General features: G+C 73.3%; 16 protein-coding genes. 10 read left to right on the top strand and 6 right to left on the bottom strand.

What is annotated here, in order from left to right:
* The first annotated feature begins 37 nt into the window (after nt 1-37).
* Nucleotides 38-1309, top strand: coding sequence for a hypothetical protein (locus tag ACWCSD_RS13725; protein WP_449914866.1), 1272 nt, complete (start codon nt 38-40; stop codon nt 1307-1309).
* An 83-nt stretch (nt 1310-1392) separates the two neighbouring features.
* Here ACWCSD_RS13725 and ACWCSD_RS13720 read toward each other — a convergent pair whose 3' ends face one another.
* From ACWCSD_RS13720 to ACWCSD_RS13705, 4 genes are read right to left on the bottom strand one after another with little or no spacing between them, the layout of a single operon-like run.
* Nucleotides 1393-2136 carry an amino acid ABC transporter ATP-binding protein gene (locus ACWCSD_RS13720; protein ID WP_358301108.1) on the bottom strand — a complete coding sequence of 248 codons (744 nt, stop codon included), beginning with the start codon at nt 2134-2136 and terminating at the stop codon, nt 1393-1395.
* A gap of 29 nt (nt 2137-2165) precedes the next feature.
* Complete coding sequence (locus ACWCSD_RS13715; protein WP_352322116.1) at nt 2166-3074, bottom strand: amino acid ABC transporter permease; 909 nt, start codon at nt 3072-3074, stop codon at nt 2166-2168.
* A gap of 2 nt (nt 3075-3076) precedes the next feature.
* Nucleotides 3077-4039, bottom strand: coding sequence for an ABC transporter substrate-binding protein (locus tag ACWCSD_RS13710; RefSeq protein WP_449914864.1), 963 nt, complete (start codon nt 4037-4039; stop codon nt 3077-3079).
* A gap of 14 nt (nt 4040-4053) precedes the next feature.
* Nucleotides 4054-5616 carry an amidohydrolase gene (locus tag ACWCSD_RS13705; RefSeq protein ID WP_397161517.1) on the bottom strand — a complete coding sequence of 521 codons (1563 nt, stop codon included), beginning with the start codon at nt 5614-5616 and terminating at the stop codon, nt 4054-4056.
* A gap of 117 nt (nt 5617-5733) precedes the next feature.
* Between ACWCSD_RS13705 and ACWCSD_RS13700 the strand changes: the two genes are divergently transcribed.
* Nucleotides 5734-6609: a LysR family transcriptional regulator gene (locus tag ACWCSD_RS13700; protein WP_352322122.1), complete on the top strand. Its 876-nt coding sequence runs from the start codon at nt 5734-5736 to the stop codon at nt 6607-6609.
* A 112-nt stretch (nt 6610-6721) separates the two neighbouring features.
* Entirely contained in the window at nt 6722-7897 is a 1176-nt protein-coding gene (locus ACWCSD_RS13695; RefSeq protein WP_449914861.1) for an amidase, read from the top strand.
* Nucleotides 7898-7915: 18 nt separating this feature from the next.
* Here the strand turns inward: ACWCSD_RS13695 and ACWCSD_RS13690 are convergent, their stop codons facing one another.
* The gene (locus ACWCSD_RS13690) at nt 7916-8956 is read right to left on the bottom strand and encodes an Lrp/AsnC family transcriptional regulator (protein WP_397161515.1); all 1041 of its coding nucleotides are present in this window, start codon (nt 8954-8956) and stop codon (nt 7916-7918) included.
* A gap of 111 nt (nt 8957-9067) precedes the next feature.
* Between ACWCSD_RS13690 and ACWCSD_RS13685 the strand changes: the two genes are divergently transcribed.
* The 7 genes from ACWCSD_RS13685 to ACWCSD_RS13655 all read left to right on the top strand — a co-directional run bounded on the left by ACWCSD_RS13685 (nt 9068) and on the right by ACWCSD_RS13655 (nt 14167).
* A complete protein-coding gene (locus ACWCSD_RS13685; RefSeq protein WP_397161514.1) occupies nt 9068-9778 on the top strand; it encodes a cysteate racemase in 711 nt (236 codons plus the stop codon).
* A gap of 146 nt (nt 9779-9924) precedes the next feature.
* Entirely contained in the window at nt 9925-10077 is a 153-nt protein-coding gene (locus tag ACWCSD_RS13680) for a hypothetical protein (RefSeq protein WP_358300966.1), read from the top strand.
* Nucleotides 10078-10141: 64 nt separating this feature from the next.
* Complete coding sequence (locus ACWCSD_RS13675) at nt 10142-11119, top strand: MvdC/MvdD family ATP grasp protein (RefSeq protein ID WP_449914857.1); 978 nt, start codon at nt 10142-10144, stop codon at nt 11117-11119.
* Nucleotides 11116-12084, top strand: coding sequence for a TIGR04500 family putative peptide maturation system protein (locus ACWCSD_RS13670; RefSeq protein WP_449914853.1), 969 nt, complete (start codon nt 11116-11118; stop codon nt 12082-12084). Before ACWCSD_RS13675 ends, ACWCSD_RS13670 begins: the two co-directional genes overlap by 4 nt.
* A gap of 88 nt (nt 12085-12172) precedes the next feature.
* Nucleotides 12173-13378, top strand: a complete 1206-nt coding sequence (locus ACWCSD_RS13665) for an SMI1/KNR4 family protein (RefSeq protein ID WP_449914852.1) — start codon at nt 12173-12175, stop codon at nt 13376-13378.
* Nucleotides 13379-13430: 52 nt separating this feature from the next.
* Entirely contained in the window at nt 13431-13925 is a 495-nt protein-coding gene (locus ACWCSD_RS13660; RefSeq protein ID WP_449914850.1) for a hypothetical protein, read from the top strand.
* 110 nt (nt 13926-14035) lie between these two features.
* Nucleotides 14036-14167: a bacteriocin gene (locus ACWCSD_RS13655; protein WP_352353089.1), complete on the top strand. Its 132-nt coding sequence runs from the start codon at nt 14036-14038 to the stop codon at nt 14165-14167.
* Nucleotides 14168-14225: 58 nt separating this feature from the next.
* Here the strand turns inward: ACWCSD_RS13655 and ACWCSD_RS13650 are convergent, their stop codons facing one another.
* Nucleotides 14226-14669 (bottom strand): PaaI family thioesterase, encoded by a 444-nt coding sequence (locus ACWCSD_RS13650; protein ID WP_387676771.1) that lies wholly within the window; start codon nt 14667-14669, stop codon nt 14226-14228.
* Between the last annotated feature and the right edge of the window lie 146 nt (nt 14670-14815).

The following is a 14815-nucleotide window of genomic DNA, read 5'->3' as shown; positions in this document are numbered from 1 at the left end:
ATCCCGGCGGGCAGGCGCCCCCGGGATCTTGCTTTTCATGCCCTCCACACCTCATCGCACGCTGCTCGCCGCGGCCGTCCCGCTCTTCCTGTCCATGAGCGCCGGGATCGTCGCCCAGCTCGTCACCACCTCCCTCCTCGGCCGCCAGGCCACGGCCCAACTGGCGGCCTTCGCGCTGGTCAACGCCGTGCTCACCCCCGTGACGGCCGCGGTGTCGGGTGGCCTGCGGGGGATGGCGCCGTTCGTCGCCGCCTGCCGGGATCGTCCGACGGAGGCGCTGCTCGTCCTGAAGGACGCCCGGTGGCTCACCGCCGGTCTCGGCACGGCCGGCGCGGGGGTCATGCTCGGCGTCCCGGTGATCGCGCGGATCGGCGGGGCGCCCGGCGAGGTGGTGGCCGAGTTCGGGGCGTTGCCGCCGCTGCTGGCGCTCCAGGTGCTGCTGTACTCGGCGGGCAGCGGCGCCGGCGGCGTGCTGGTCGCGCTCGGACGCAGCCGCCTGGTGCTCTGGGCCGGCCTGTCGAGCACGGCCACCGGGGTGGTGCTGCATCTCGTCCTGGTGCCGCGGATGGGCGTTCAGGGCAGCGGGGTGGCGCTGGTGGCGTCCACCGCCGTGGCCGTCGCCGTGTCCAACACGCTGCTGCTGCGCCTGCCCGAGCTGGCCGGGCGGTCGTCGTGGCCGGGCCGCCCGCGGTGGCGGGAGATCCTGCGGATGGCGCGGGTGGGCGTCCCGATGTCGGCCACGCTCGTCGTGAAGTTCGCGGTCATGGGCGGGGTGACGTACGCCGCCGCGCGGACCGGGGCGCAGGGGGCGGCCGCGCACGCCATCCTGCTGTCGCTGCACGGATTCCTCGGGCTGGCCGCCGTCGCGGTCGCGCAGGCCGCGACGCCGGAGATCGCCAGGGCGGCCCTGCCGGGCGAGGCCCGCCGGCTGAACCGGGCGGCCCTGACGATCGCCGCCGCCGGAGTGCTGGCCGGCGGGCTGGTGCTGGTCCTGCTGGGGGAGGCGGTGCTCGGGCTGTTCACCTCGGACGCCGCCGTGCTCGCCGTCGCCGTCGGCCTGGTGCCGTTGTCGGTGGTGCACGCCCTGGCCGACCACTGCGCGATCGTGATGTCGGCCGGGCTGACGGCGCTCAGGCGGTCGTCCTGGACGCTGGGGTCGGCGGTCCTGGGGAACGGCCTGCTGGCGTCCGTGGCGGGGCCGGCGGCGGGGGCGTGGGGGCTGCGGGGCCTGTGGCTGGCGTTGATCGCCGGTTCGCTGCTCGTCCTCGTGACGCAGACGGCCGGTTTCCTGCGCTTCAGCCCGCGCTAGAAGGGGTTCAGCGCGCGCCAGAAGGGGTTCAGCGCGCGCCAGAAGGGGGGAAGGGGGCTCCGGCGGGCGGAGCCCCCTCGCCGTCAGGTGCGGTCCTGGGTCAGGACGCTGGACAGGAACGCCCTGGTCCGCTCGTGTCCCGGGTTGGCCAGCAGCTCGGCCGGGGGGCCGCTCTCGACCACGACCCCGTCGGCGAAGAAGGCCAGCCGGTCGCCGACCTCCCTGGCGAAGGCGATCTCGTGGGTGACCACGACCATCGTCATGCCGTCGGCGGCCAGGCCGCGCATGACCTCCAGCACCTCGTCCACCAGCTCGGGGTCGAGCGCGGACGTGGGTTCGTCGAACAGCATCAGCTCCGGGCTCATCGCCAGCGCCCTGGCGATGGCGACCCGCTGCTGCTGGCCGCCGGAGAGCTGGTGGGGCCGCTTGTGCGCGTGCGCGGCCAGGCCGACGCGCTCCAGGTGCTCCATCGCGGTCGCCCTGGCCCGCTCCGCCGAGACCCCGAGGACGTGGACGGGGGCACAGGCCACGTTCTCCAGGGCGCTCTGGTGGGCGAACAGGTTGAACCGCTGGAACACCATGCCGATCCGGCGGCGGAAGACGGCGAACTCCTTGGGCGTCCACGGCCGGTAGCGGCCCTCGCGCAGGCTGTGCCCGACCTCCTCGCCGAGCACCCGCAGGCTGCCGCCGAGCACCGGCTCCAGCCCGTTGACGCAGCGCAGGAAGGTCGACTTGCCCGATCCGGACGGCCCGATCACGCAGCTCACCTCGCCCGGCGCGACGGTGAAGTCGACGCCGTTGAGCACCTGCGTGTCGCCGAAGCCCATGCGCACGCCCGTGGCGTGCACGACGGGGCTCACGCCGCCGCCTTCGGCAGGATCCGGGCCGCGAGCCCGCCGCCGCGGACCAGCCGTACGGCCTCGGAGCCGAACCGGCGTTCCAGGCGGCCCTGGAGGAAGGTCGCGACGGCGGTCATCAGCATGTACCACAGGCTCGCCACGATGAGCAGCTCCATGATCAGGTTGTTGGCCTTGTAGATCTGGCTGGCGTTGGTCATCAGGTCGTGCCCGGCCACCACGTAGACCAGCGAGGTGGTCTTCAGCATGGAGATGAACTCGTTGCCGGTGGGCGGGATGATGATCCGCAGCGCCTGCGGCAGCACGATCACGCGCATGCGCTTGGCCGGGGTCATGCCCAGCGCGTACGCGGCCTCGGTCTGGCCGTGGTCGACGGCCTGGATCCCGGCCCGCACGGTCTCGGCGAAGTACGCCGCCAGGTTCAGCCCGAGCCCCAGCATGGCCGAGGTGAACCCGGTCATCACCTCGTTGGTGTCCCACTTGACGCCGATCATGGTGAACGGCACCTTGAGCACCAGCTCGGGGAACAGGAACGCCAGGTTGTACCAGAAGATGAGCTGCACCAGCACCGGCGTGCCGCGGAAGAACCAGATGTAGAGCGTGGCCAGCCCGCTGAGCACCGGGTTGTGCGACAGCCGCATGATCGCCACGGCGACGCCGAGCACCAGCCCCAGCACGGTCGCCAGCACCGAGATCTCGATGGTGACCCAGACCCCGGCCAGGATGCGGTCGTTGAACAGGTATTCGGCGACCTTGCCCCAGTCGAGGCGCGGGTTCACCACGACCAGGTAGACCAGCCAGCCGGCGATCGCGGTCACGACGGCCGCGGCCAGCAGGCGGCCCCAGTGGCGCGTCCTGGCGACCGGGACGTGCTCCCCGGACGGCCCGGTGAAGGGTTCCGTGCGCATGGTCACTTACCGCCGTTGACGACAGCGGACTGGACGGCCAGCTTGTCCAGGTTCCACGCCTTCAGCAGCTTGGCGTACTCGCCGCCGGTGATGAGGGAGTCGAGCGCGCCCTTCACCGCGTCGACGAGCTCCTTGTCGTCGGGCTTCATGCCGATGCCCCACGGGCTCTCGGTGCCCTCCAGGGCCATCGCCTCGACCTCCAGTTTGGAGTCGGCGGCCTTGCTGGCGGCCACCACGTAGTCGGTGATGGTGGCCTGCGCCCGCCCGCCGGTGACCTGGATCAGGGCCTCCTGGTCGCCGGGGAACTTCAGGATGTTCACGGCCGTCTTGCCGGCCTTCTTGCAGTCGGCGTCGTACCCCTCGGCCAGCTCCATGGACGAGCCGTTGTCGACGACGGACACCGTCTTGCCGCACAGGTCGGTCGGGCCGCCGATCTTGGCCGGGTTGCCCTTCTTGACCAGCAGACCGGCGCCGGCCTGCACGTAGTCCACGAACGTGACCTGCTTCTGCCGGTCCGGCGTGTCGCTCATCGAGGAGATGACGAAGTCGTAGCGGCCGGTGAGCACGCCGGGGATCTGGGAGTTGAACTCCTCGTCGGAGATGGTCACCTTGGCGCCGAGCTTCCTGGCGATGGCCCTGGCCAGCGCCGGGTCGAAGCCGATCGCCGTCTTGCCGTCGCTCGCGTACAGCTCCATGGGCGGGTAGCCGACGGACGTGACGACCTTCAGGCCCTGCGTCTTCAGGCGGGCGGGCGCCTTGGCGGCGAGAGCCTGGTCCGGGGTGATGGCGTTGATCACGTCGGCCGCCTTCTCCTCGGTGGGGGCCTGGTCGAGCGTGACCGCCGCCGCGCCGCCGTCCGCGGGGGCCGCGGCGTCGCCGCCGCCGTCCAGGGACTGGGCGCCGCAGGCGGTGGTGGCGGCCAGCAGCGCGCCGGCGGCGAGGGCGGAGAGAGTGCGGATGTTCACGAGGGGGTGCTCCTTCAGGATCGCTGCCAGCGGACTTCGCCGCCGACGACGGTGGTGAGGACCTGGGTGCGCAGCACCGCCTCCGGCGGCTCCAGGTACGGGTCGGTGTCCACGGCGATGAAGTCGGCGAGCATGCCGGGCGCGAGCACGCCCTTGCGGTCCTGCTCGCCGGCCGCGTACGCGGCGCCGAGGGTGTGCGCGGTGATCGCCTCGGCCATGCTCAGCCGCTGCTCGGGCTGCCAGCCGCCGACGGGCGTGCCGTCCTGCCGGGTACGGGTGACCGCGGCGTACAGCGCGGCCCACGGGTCGGGGCTCTCCACCGGCGCGTCGGAGCCGAAGGCCAGCGCGACCCCGGCGTTGAGCATGCCTCGCCAGGCGTAGGAGGCCAGGTCGTGGCCGGCGAGCAGCGAGTCCACCAGGGCGATGTCGGTGGTGCAGTGCACCGGCTGCATCGAGGCGACGACGCCCAGCCTGGCCATCCTGGTCAGGTCCTGGGGGCGCAGGTGCTGGGCGTGCTCGATGCGGTGCCGCAGGCCGGCGGTGGTCCCGATCGCCTCGTAGGCGTCGAGGACCAGCCGGTTGGCGCGGTCGCCGATGGCGTGCGTGGCGACCGCGATGCCGGCCGCCGCCGCCTTGCTGAAGATCCGTACGAGGTCTTCGTACGGGGTGACCGCGATGCCGGTGTTGTCGTGCTCACCGGCGAACGCCTGGTGCATGTGGCAGGTGTGCGAGCCGAGCGCGCCGTCGCTGAACACCTTGACCGGCCCGGTGCGGACCCAGTCGTCGCCCTGGCCGGTACGGCGGCCCTCGGCGATGGCGGCCTCCAGGGCGACCGTGGGGATCGCCTTGTGCACGCGGATCTTCAGCTCGCCGGCGTCGCGCAGCTCCAGGTAGGCGGCCCGGCAGTCCTCGCCGTCGATGTCGTGCACGCTGGTCAGCCCGAACGACAGCAGCTCCTCCTGGCCGGCGCGCAGCAGGTCGCGCAGGTCGCCGGAGACCATGAGGGCGCGCAGCGGGTAGGAGGCGGACTCGCGCAGGATGCCGGTGGGCTCCCCGTACGCGTCCCTGACGATCTCGCCGCCGACCGGGTCGGGGGTGGAGGCGTCGATCCCGGCCATTCGCAGGGCGGCGGAGTTGGCCCAGACGGTGTGGCCGTCGACGTTGGGCAGCGCCACCGGCAGGTCGGGGCAGACCGAGTCGAGGGCCTTGCGGTCGGGCTGGACCGGCGGGTTCCAGATGTTGCTGTTCCACCGGCCGCCGAACAGCCAGGCGCCCGGTCGCAGGGTCGCCGCGTGCGCGGCCACCTTGGCCAGGGCCTCGTCCAGGGAGCGCACGTCGCGCAGGTCGACCGCGCCGAGGCTCTGGGCGTACTGGGCCGTGTGGATGTGGGCGTCGTACAGGCCGGGCAGCACGGCGGCGCCGTCGAGGTCCACCAGCTCGGCTCCCGGGCCCGCCGCCGCGCGCACGTCGGCCTCGGTTCCGACGGCGACGATCAGCTCGCCGTCCACGGCCATGGCCTGGGCGGCGGGGGCGCCGTTGGTGCCGGTGCGAATGGTGGCGTTGCGGTATACGCGCATGTCATGGATCTCTCAGGGGTTTCGGGTGGGGTGGTGCGGCTCACTGTAGAAGTGGTGGAAAGAAGTAGGAAGCGATATAAACACGACATTTAGCAGCGCTGAGGGCAAGGAACGCTTATGCTCAAGCCAGAACATCTGCGCACACTGCGTGAGGTCGTGCGGCTGGGGTCGTTCGCGGCGGCGGCGAACCGGCTCGGTTACACCTCCTCGGCCGTCTCCCAGCAGATGGCCGCGCTGGAACGGGAGACCGGCGTGCGGCTGTTCGACCGCTTCGCCCACAGCGTGCTGCCGACCAGCGCGGCGGAGGTGCTGGCCAGGCAGGCCGAGACCGTGCTGGCCGACATCGAGCGCATGGTGGCCACCGTCCAGGCGGTGCACCGCAACAGCGAGCCGCAGATCCGGCTCGGGCTGTTCCCCAGCTTCACCGGCGTGCTGGCCGACGTCATGCGGCGGATGGAGCCGGAGGACCGGGCCGGGATCCGGCTGTCGGTCGCCGAGTCGTCGCAGCTCATCGCCCGTCTGGGCAGCGGCGGCGAGATGGACGCCGCGGTGGTCTACCAGGTCGGCAACACCGGGCTGTCGTGGCCGTCGGTGCTGACCAGGCGGTGGATCGCCGAGGACCGCTACCGGCTCGTCCTGCCCAGGCTCTGGCCGGACCTGTCGCCGTACCGGGCCGAGCAGCTCGTGGACCTGCCGTGGATCATGCACCATCCGGCCAGCAGCGACGCCACCCTGTTCGAGGCCCTGTTCGCCCACTGGAGCCTGCACCCGCGGGTGGTCTGCCACTCCGACGACTTCAAGATCACCCTGTCGCTGATCGGCGCCGGCGTCGGCGCCGCCCTCATCCCCGACCTCGCACTGCGCGGCCACGGCGAGGACGTCGTGGTGGTCGACGTGCCGTGGCTCAACATCAGCCGCAGCATCTTCACGCTGGTCCACCCCGATCGCGAGACCGCCCGCCTGCAGTGGCTGCTGGACGAGCTGACCGTCTGAACCGCCTCTCGACGCGGCCGGGGCCCATCTGCCAGCATGTGCCGGATCATCCCCCCGGGCCGCGGCCACCTGGCGTCGCCGTGCCCGCGCAAGGCTAAGGAGATCTTCCACCGTGGAACGCGAGGCGGCGATCGCCCAGTCCGCCGAGGCCATCCGCCTCCACAGCGGGCACCACATCCTCATCGAGGCCGGCCCCGAGCCCGTCCTCGACCGCCTCGGGCGCGACGACCGCCGCACGCCGGACGGCCCCCTGCGGAACTGGACGTACGTCGTCAAGGACATGATCGACGTGGCCGGCCTGCCCACCACCCGCGGCTCCGCCCTGTACGGCGCCGAACCGGCCCTGGCCGACGCCCGCTGCGTCGAGCTGCTGGACGCGGCCGGCGCGCTGCTGGTCGGCAAGGCGAACCAGCACGAGTTCGCCTGGGGCGTGACCAGCGAGAACCCGCACTGGGGCGACGTGGGCAACCCGCGCCACCCGCACCTGACCCCCGGCGGTTCGAGCGGCGGCACCGCCGCGGCGCTCGCCGCCGGGATCGCCCGGTTCGGGCTCGGCACCGACACCGGCGGCTCGGTGCGCATGCCCGCGGCCTGCTGCGGCGTGGTGGGCCTGCGTCCGCGCTCGGGGGCCGTGCCCGCCGCCGGGGTGGCGCCGCTCGCGCCGTCCTTCGACGTGGTCGGCCCGATGGCCGCCTCGGTCGCCGACTGCGCCCGCGTCTGGCAGGCGCTGACCGGCGAGGCCGTCGAGCCGCCCGACTCGCTGGCCGGGCTGGTCGTGGGCGTCGCGGAGGGCTGCGACCAGGCCGGGGACTTCGCCGAGCTGGGCGCGCGGCTGCGCGAGGTGGCCCTGCCCGCCGAGGTGCTGGAACCGTACTGGACGATCGTGGGCGCGCAGGCGCGCCGGACGCACGAGGGCACCTTCCCCGAGTGCGCCGCCCGCTACAGCCCCGGGGTACGGGCCAAGCTGGCCGCCGCGGGCGGCGTCGGCCACGAGGAGTACCGGCGGGCCGTCGAGCGGCTGGCGGCGCTGCGGACCGCGTTCGCGGCCGCCGTCGAGGGCATCGACCTGCTGGTCATGCCGACGCTCGGCGCCCCCGCGCCCCGGGTCGGCTGCGACGAGGCCCGGGTGCGCGGCGAGGTCGGCCGGATCACCGCGACGGTGTCGGCGCTCGGCCTGCCCGCCCTGGCCGTCGGCGACCTGCAGCTCGTCGCCGAGAGCGAGGCCGCCGTGCTGCGGGCGGGGATGTGCAGGGAGGCCCGCGGCGGGACGATCCCCGAGCCGCGCTGACCCCCGGGGATCGGCTGGTCAGGCCGCCCGGGGCAGGCTCCACGGATCCACCGGCACCACCTCGGCGCACCGGCCGTACGGGTCGAGCAGCCGCCCGTACAGCTTCGTCTGGCGCAGCACGATCTGCCGGTCGGCCACGGTCACGTGCGGGAAGCGCTCCTCCAGCCGCACCACCAGCGGATGCAGGTCGGCCACGCCGTGCAGGCCCACCGTCAGCAGCATGTTCCGCGGCCCGGCGAGCGCCGCGCAGGTACGCGTCTCCGGCCAGCCGAGCAGCGCCCGGCCGGTCTCCTCCAGCAGCGCGTCGGGCATGCGCAGCCACAGCAGCGCGGCCGAGTGCCAGCCCGCGTGCGAACGTGCCAGGTCGCAGCGGAAGTCGAGGTCGCCGGTGGCCACCAGCCTGGTCAGCCGGCGCTGCACCGTGCGCTCGGACGTGCCCACCGCCCTGGCCAGCTCGGCGTAGGGCGCGCGGCCGTCGGGCAGCAGGGCGGTGAACAGCAGCCGGTCGATCTCGTCCATCTCCCTGGTCGACTCCGGCGCGGCCGGCCGCCTGGCCAGGGCGGCCGCGGTGCGCGGCGGCAGCACCCGCAGCCGCCACCGGCACGACGCCTCGAACACCCGCGTGGCGACGTGCGTGCGGACCTTGGCCACGCCCGGCACCCGGGGCAGCGCGGTGAGCACGTGGTCGGCCAGGGCCGGCATCGACGGGGCCACGGCGATCACGAACAGGTCGTGCCCGGCGGCGACGTGCTGCACGGTGATCAGATGGCGCTCCCGCGCCAGCGCCGCCGCGACCTCGGCCGCCGCGCCGGCCGCGCAGTCGATCTCCAGGAACGCCATGCTCAGCGCGTGCATCTGACGGGGGCCGAGGGCGACCGTGGTCCACGCCTCGCCGGTGCTCGTGAGCCGCTGCCAGCGCCGCGCCGCGGTCACCGGGTCGGCCCCGACGGCTGCCCCCACCTCCACCCAGCTCGCCCGCGGGCTGATCTGCAGGGCGTCGATGAGCTCAAGGTCGGACTCGGCCAGCAACGACGGCGGCTGCACGCCGGAATCCTGCACTGATCCTCCCTTGATGTCTGATTGCTGCGTTCCAGCGGTCGGGACACCCTATACCGGGATCCTGGGCCCCGACCGCCGTCAGGCGCAGCCACCGGAAAGGGAGACCCGCGGATGACCTCGCTCGGCCGGGCCAGGATGGTCGGCGTGCTGGGCGGCATGGGCCCGGCCGCCACCGTCGACTTCTACGGCAAGCTCGTGGAGGAGACCGCCGCCACCAGCGACCAGGAGCACGTGCCGGTCGTCATCTGGGGCGACCCCCGCGTCCCCGACCGGTCGACGAGCCTGCTCGGGCAGGGCGAGGACCCGACCCCGCAGTTGCGGCGCGGCATCGGGGCGCTCAGAGGGGCCGGGTGTGAGCTGCTGGCGGTGCCGTGCAACACCGCGCACGCGTTCGTGCCGCGCCTGGCCGAGGAGGCCGGGCTGGAGCTGGTCAGCATCGTCGAGGTCACCGCCGCCGCCCTCGCCGCCGACGGCGTGCGCGCCGCCGGGCTGCTGGCCACCACCGGCACGCTCCGCGCCGACCTGTACGGCCCCGCGCTGCGCCGGCACGGCGTGACCCCGATCGAGCCGGACGAGCCCGGCCAGCGCGAGGTCATGGCCGCCATCGCCGCCGTCAAGGGCGGCCGCGCCGGCCGGGAGCACGCCGACGCGCTGGCCGCGCAGGCCCGCTCGATGGCCGCGCGCGGCGCGCGGCGCGTGGTGGCCGCGTGCACGGAGGTGCTGCTCGCCCTGGACCCGGCCACGGTCCCGGTCCCCGTCGTGGACCCCGCCCGCCTGCTGGCCCGCGAGGTCGTCCGGGTGGCGCTGGCCGCGCGCGGCTGAACCGGACTTCTTTCACTTCCGCCTCTCAAGTCACATCCAAGCCACTTCCAATCTCCGGATGGTGGGCTTGGCGCATGAGCTGAGGACGTGCCCGCACGTCCGCGAGCCGGGGGGCTCGCAGCTCGATGTGAAGGGAGGTTACGACCATGAGCAAGAAGATCGTGAGTCTGGACGATCTGGGTGACGAACTGGCGGTGATCGAGGAGGCCGATCTCGGCCTCGTCGCGGGCGGCATGCGGATGCAGCGCTGCTACGGCACCAACGGGAACCCGCCCACCGACTGGGTCTCCGACTACTGATAGAGACGATTCGCGGTCGCGTGGGAGGGGGGCCCGCTCTCCTCCCGCGCGGCTGGGGGGACACGTGCTACTGATTCTGAGCGAGCCCGGCGACGCGACCGTCGACCTGGTGCTGCCCAAGCTGAAGGCCCGGGGCGCGGACGTCCTGTGGTGGGATCCGGGCGAGTACCCGTCCGCCGCCCGGCTGACCGCGCGCTTCGGCGCGGACGGTGAGGAACTGGCCCTGACCAGGGACGGGCAGGTCTTCGACCTCTCCGGCACGACGGCCGTCTGGACCCGGCGCCCCGGACGCCCGCGCGCCGCGGACGACGTCACCGCGGACGACCTCCGGGCGCGGGTGGGCGAGCTGTCGGAGTGGTTCACCGACGGCTTCTGGGACCTGCTGGACGCGCGCTGGCTGCCGGCCCGCCAACCGGTGCTGCGCAGGGCGCACAACAAACTGGTCCATCTGGCCCTGGCCCGGCGGCTGGGCTTCGCCGTGCCCCGGACGGTGATCACCAACGACCCGTCCGAGCTGGTGCCCGCCTACGAACACGCGGACGGGCGGCTGATCGCCAAGGCGATGGAGCACACCCTGTTCGAGATCGACGGCGGCGCGCACGCCGTCTACACGACCGTGGTCACCCGGCGGTCGCTCGGCGGCCGGGGGCGGATCGTCCACGAGCCGGTCATCCTCCAGCCGTACGTGCCCAAGGCGGTGGAGCTGCGGGTCACCGTGGTCGGACGGCAGGTGTTCACCGCCGAGATCGCCTCCCAGGACTCGCCGCGCACCCGCGACGACTGGCGTCACTACGACTTCGCCCGCGCCCGCCACAGCGTGCACCGCCTGCCGGACGACGTCGCCCGCCGCTGCGTCGACCTGGTCGCGGCGCTCGGCCTGTCCTTCGGGGCGATCGACCTCATCCTCACCCCCGACGGGGAGTACGTCTTCCTGGAGATCAACCCCAACGGCCAGTGGGCCTGGATCGAAGACCTGACCGGCCTGCCCATCAGCGACGCCGTCGCCGACTGGCTGACCGCCGGAGAAACGGACGCGCAATGACTCAGCTCTCCCTCGGGCCGGCCCTCGAAAGCGGCGTGAACCTGCTGCACGGGCTGACCCGCCGGCGTTCGGCCGTGGAGGAGGCCCGCCGCACCGCCGCCGCCTGGGCCCAGGCGCACCCGCGGCTCGGCGCCCAGCTGGTGACCAGCCCGCGTCCCGGCTCGCCGGTCGTCGACTACGACCTGCTGCTCGACCACCCGTCGGGCGGCACCATCATGCTCGGCGTGCAGGCCGAGGACGGCACGTCCTGGCTGGTCGACCACTCGACCCACTGGGCCGCCGGCTACGTGCTGACCGTGGACGGGACGCACGTGTCGGTGTCCGAGGCCATGCTCATGCTGCGTTCGCTGGCGCGTCCCGGGATGTCGCCGCAGGAGGAGCTGGTCCGGTTCTGCGTGCTGCGCAACGCCGCCGAGCAGGAGGAGGTCGGCCTGGCCGACGTCCAGGCCGCCGCGGACGGGTTCCGCAGGCGGCGCGGCCTGCTCGGCCACGACACCATGAGGGAGTGGCTGGACCGGATGGGCATGAGCGCCGAGGCGTTCCACGACCACATGACCATGACCGCCAAGGACCAGCGGTTCCGCGCCCGGAAGCGGGCCGAGCTGGCTCCGGCGTACCTCGACCGCCATCGTGACCGGTTCGCCCAGGTACGGGCGGCCTGGGTGCTGTCGGACGACCCGGTCGAGGTGGCCGAGCTCGACGGGCTGCTCGCCGGCCGCTGGGACCTGCGGCTGACCAGGGCCCGGACGTGGGCGGGCGAGCTGCCGGTACCGCTGCGGGAGGTGCCGGCCGGTGGCGCCGCCGGTCCGGTCCCCTACGAAGAGGGCTTCCTGACCGGCCAGGTCGTCGAACGGCAGGAGGCCGTGGCGGACGCGGCCACGCTGAAGGCCGCCGGCGCGGCCGCCTTCGAGGAGTGGCTGACCGGCGCCGCCCGGGAGGCCGGGGTCACCTGGCACTGGCTCTGACGCGTCCGGCGTCCTCAGCGCCGAACCATTTGGAGTGATTTCTCCGGGCATGTCGGTGCCTTCCGGTACTGTGCCGCAGGTGCGGCGGTTGATCACCTCTCGGGGCTTGTGGTGGGCGCTCGCGGCGGCGGCCGTGGCGGTGGCGGCGGTCGTGTTCGTCCGCCGTTCGCGAACGCCGTACCCCGCTCTGCCCGGCGAGCGTCCGGCTCCGGAAGCACGGCCTCCCGAGCGGGACGCGCCGCCGCCGTGGCCGCCCGTCCCGATCCTCGGCACGCCGACGAAGGCGGACATCGAGCGCTACGCCACCAGATCGGGCGGCCTCTTCGACCACCCCGCCGTCGCCGCCTTCCTCGCAGACCGGCAGCCCCTCGACGGCCCCACCCGGCGGCGGCTGAACCGCTGGGCCATGGCTGCATTGGCGGTCGTCCTGCTGGCCGGGGGCGCGCAGGTCCTGGAGTCGGCGGTGTTCTCCAAGGGAGGAGACGTCGCGGCCGAGGCCGATTACCTGCCCTGCGCCCAGGTGTACGCGGACGCCGGCGTCGCCTGCGCCACGGAACCGCGGTGGCAGGTGGATTCCGGCTCGGAGCCGGACCGCGAGTGGTCCCCGGCTCTCGACCCGGCCGACCAGCAGCGCGCCGAGTCCCAGGAACCGCCCCTCGCCCAGGAGGCCGTCGACGCCGACTGCCGTCCGCGGACGGCCAAGCCGCACGTACGCGCGATCAACCCCAAGGTCACCCGCGCGGTCAACCGGCAGTGGCGGCGGATCGAGACCTGGCTCAAGGCCAACGCCCCCAAGAGCTACCGCACGCTCGGCCGGCCGGGAAGGGCGAGGACCATCGCGGTCGCCGAGGCCCAGGCAGGCCTGTCCTTCCCCGACGACCTGCGGGCCTCGCTGCTGCGCCACAACGGCTCCGCCGTCATCGAGGGCACCTGGCCCTTCGGCTTCCTGGACAACGTGAACATGACCATCCGCCAGATCCGCGACCACTGGCGCACCCTGTGCGAGATCGACGCCACCGACGACTCGGACGACCCCCGCACCGAATGGTGGGACGGACGCATGATCCCCGTCGGCTCCGACGGCACGGGCAACAGCCTGGTGGTCGACTCCGTACGCCGTGACGTCGGCAAGACCGAGCACGCGGGCAACATGAGCTTCACCCCCGGCGGGATCCGCATCCGCTCCTACCACGCCCTGCTGAAGGCGACCGCCGACGCCCTGGAGACCGGCGGAACCGTCGGCCACTGGAAGCCCGAGGCGGCCGACGGCCAACTGGAGTGGAACCTCCCCTGACCCACCCGCCGCACCCGTCGACAGCGCCGCGCCCGGGTGTCACGATGCAAGGATGATCGCCCCCCAGGTCATCGCACCCTCCGCGCAGTACGTGGCCAGAAGGCTGGTCCTGGCCGGCGCGGCGGGGATCGTCCTCACCGTCGCCCTCCTCGCATGGGCCGCCCTGACGCCGGACCTCATCCCCTCGTTGGGGGCGCGCTACTGCGGCGAGTACACCGGCTGCGTCGGCTACCTCTTCCTGACCTGGGAGTACGGCCGGTGGGTCGCGCTGGTCGCCGCCTGGCCGTTGCTGCACCTGCTCCGCGTACGCCCGGCGTGGCAGGCCACCCTGATGGCCGCGCTGTACCTGGTGGCCATCTGGCAAGTGGCGCTGCTGCTCATGCCGGCCGACTTCGTCATCGGGTTCTACCTCATCCTCCTCAGCGGCGTGATCGCCTTCCCCGCCGCGGCCTGGACGACCATGCCGCACCTGCCGCGCGCCGTCCGGTTCGTCACCGCCGGCATCGCTCTCGCGGTCTGCGCCGTCACCTGGCCGCTCGTTCAGTGACGCGCAAGCGGGCACGCCGCCCGCTCCTAGTGATCGCCAAGACGTCCCCAAGCGCCTCCTGCGACCGTGAGTGCGCGACATTCACCACGACAAGAGGGGGACGTTCCCAGATGAACGACTTCGAGACCGGCGCCCGCGAGCTCGACGACAACGAGCTCGCCGCCGTCACCGGCGGCATGTGGGCCAACTACGACTGGATGAACTACGACTGGCGCGACGCCGTCATCGACGCCCTGCCGTAACCGCGCGGCACACCGCCGGGGCCGCCTCACGCAGGGGTGGCCCCGGCCTCGCGCCGGATCAGGGCCGGCCCATCGTGCGGACCACGACGGTCGCGGTCGCCGTGGCCACGACCTCGCCGCCCGGGCCGAGGAGCTCGCCGGCGAGGAAGCAGACGTCTCTGCCGCGCCTGACCACGCGCCCCCGCCCGACGAGCCGCCCGGGCCGCGCGGGACGCAGGAACTGCACATGGAGGTCGAGGGTCGGCGCGAACTGGTCCTCCGGCAGCGTGGCCACCAGCGCGGGCCCCAGCGTGTCGTCGAGCATCGCGGCCAGGAAGCCGCCCTGGACCACGCCGACCGGGTTGGCGAACTGCTCGCCCGCCCGGAAGGCCACCTCGATCGTGCCCGCCTCCGGATCGACCTCGACGAGCTCCCAGCCGAGCAGCGCCGCCGCCGGCGGCGGCGGAACCCTGCCGGCGACCATGTCCCAGAACATCCCGCGTCTGTCCGCGTGCGTGGTCATGCCCGCCATTCAACAGCCCGCCACCGACAGTCCGGCGGCAATGGGCTAGGCCCAATGCCGGGAAGTTAAGACGGCTGGCGGTCGAGTCAAGGTGTTCGGCCGAACCTGGGACATGAGAACGGAGATCCAGTAGAACGGGTGATCTT

The organism is Nonomuraea sp. NPDC001684, assembly GCF_053596515.1.
Note: the sequence above shows the minus strand (reverse complement) of the source record. Positions and strands in the feature narration are given on the sequence as shown.

Coding starts and splice junctions, on each gene's coding strand:
- ACWCSD_RS13725 (WP_449914866.1), top strand. CDS start 38: ATGCCCTCCACACCTCATCGCACGCTGCTCGCCGCGGCCGTCCCGCTC.
- ACWCSD_RS13720 (WP_358301108.1), bottom strand. CDS start 2,136: ATGGGCTTCGGCGACACGCAGGTGCTCAACGGCGTCGACTTCACCGTC.
- ACWCSD_RS13715 (WP_352322116.1), bottom strand. CDS start 3,074: ATGCGCACGGAACCCTTCACCGGGCCGTCCGGGGAGCACGTCCCGGTC.
- ACWCSD_RS13705 (WP_397161517.1), bottom strand. CDS start 5,616: ATGCGCGTATACCGCAACGCCACCATTCGCACCGGCACCAACGGCGCC.
- ACWCSD_RS13700 (WP_352322122.1), top strand. CDS start 5,734: ATGCTCAAGCCAGAACATCTGCGCACACTGCGTGAGGTCGTGCGGCTG.
- ACWCSD_RS13685 (WP_397161514.1), top strand. CDS start 9,068: ATGACCTCGCTCGGCCGGGCCAGGATGGTCGGCGTGCTGGGCGGCATG.
- ACWCSD_RS13680 (WP_358300966.1), top strand. CDS start 9,925: ATGAGCAAGAAGATCGTGAGTCTGGACGATCTGGGTGACGAACTGGCG.
- ACWCSD_RS13670 (WP_449914853.1), top strand. CDS start 11,116: ATGACTCAGCTCTCCCTCGGGCCGGCCCTCGAAAGCGGCGTGAACCTG.
- ACWCSD_RS13660 (WP_449914850.1), top strand. CDS start 13,431: ATGATCGCCCCCCAGGTCATCGCACCCTCCGCGCAGTACGTGGCCAGA.
- ACWCSD_RS13655 (WP_352353089.1), top strand. CDS start 14,036: ATGAACGACTTCGAGACCGGCGCCCGCGAGCTCGACGACAACGAGCTC.
- ACWCSD_RS13650 (WP_387676771.1), bottom strand. CDS start 14,669: ATGACCACGCACGCGGACAGACGCGGGATGTTCTGGGACATGGTCGCC.